General features: G+C 64.1%; 2 protein-coding genes. One reads left to right on the top strand and one right to left on the bottom strand.

What is annotated here, in order from left to right; all coding sequences use genetic code 11:
- A partial coding sequence (ppa, locus tag PK606_RS15870) for an inorganic diphosphatase (protein WP_324565328.1) occupies nt 1-470 on the bottom strand: 470 nt, incomplete at its 3' end.
- Nucleotides 471-707: 237 nt separating this feature from the next.
- Between ppa and PK606_RS15865 the strand changes: the two genes are divergently transcribed.
- Nucleotides 708-1,255: sodium/proton-translocating pyrophosphatase (locus tag PK606_RS15865; protein WP_324565327.1), on the top strand; the 548-nt coding region annotated here is incomplete at its 3' end.

The following is a 1,255-nucleotide window of genomic DNA, read 5'->3' as shown; positions in this document are numbered from 1 at the left end:
CCTTCCCAGCCCAGCACCTTGACCCACTTGCCCGGCTCCAGGTCCTTGTAGTGCTCGAAGAAGTGGGCAATGGTCTTCAGGCGCGCCGGGCTCAGGTCGTCCGGCTTCTGCCAGTTGTACAGCGTCAGCACGGAAGGAATCGGCACCGCCAGCACCTTGCCGTCCTCGCCGGCCTCGTCGAGCATCTTCAGGATGCCGACCGGGCGGCAGGTCACCACCACGCCGGGCATCAGCGGCACCGGGGTCACCACCAGCACGTCCACCGGATCGCCGTCACCCGAGATCGTGCGTGGCACGTAGCCGTAATTGGTCGGGTAATGCATCGAGGTGCTCATGAAGCGGTCGACGAAGATGGCGCCGGTCTCCTTGTCGACCTCGTACTTGATCGGATCCGCGTTCATCGGAATCTCGATGATGACGTTGAACTCTTCGGGCGCCTTCGGGCCGGGGGTGACGTTGTCGAGAGACATGTTGCGTTTTCCGTGTTGACTTGAATTAAGGAACCCGTGAATTAGGCGTGATTTTACTTTCGCGCCACTTGCAGACGCGCGGTCAAGCGCGTTTTCGCTAAAATCCGATGGTTGGCCAATCGTCCGCCTTGTAAGCGACGGAGCGAGGAAGCAACGCGGTGGAGGGACCGGCGGCGTTGCTACACATCAGGGCTGCCAACCCTCCGAAGCGCAAACGCTTATTGTGAGGAGTTTTCAATGACAGGCAATGCAGCGCTGATACTGGCGCTCGTCTGCGGTCTGGTCGCCGTGGGTTACGGCTTCTGGGCGCGCGGATGGATTCTCTCCCAGGACGCGGGCAACGCCCGCATGCAGGAAATCGCCGGCGCCATCCAGGCCGGCGCGGCGGCGTACCTGGCACGCCAGTACAAGACCATCGCCATCGTCGGCGTCGTGCTGGCCGTGCTGATCGCGCTGGCGCTCGACATCAACAGCGCGATCGGCTTTGCCATCGGCGCCATTCTGTCGGGCGCCTGCGGCTTCATCGGCATGAACATCTCGGTGCGCGCCAACGTGCGCACCGCGCAGGCCGCGACCAAGGGTATCGGCCCGGCGCTGGACGTCGCCTTCCGCGGCGGTGCCATCACCGGCATGCTGGTGGTGGGCCTGGGGTTGCTGGGCGTGGCGGCGTTCACCTGGTATTTGATCGGCGGCGGCAACCTGGCGCCGGGCGCCAAGCTGGCGACCCTGCTGAACCCGCTGATCGGCTTTGCCTTCGGCTCCTCGCTGATCTCGATCTTCGCGCG

This window comes from Ottowia sp., assembly GCF_035444425.1.
Taxonomy (GTDB): domain Bacteria; phylum Pseudomonadota; class Gammaproteobacteria; order Burkholderiales; family Burkholderiaceae_C; genus Ottowia.
The sequence above is the reverse complement of the archived record's forward strand: the minus strand, read 5'-3'. Positions and strand labels throughout refer to the sequence as shown.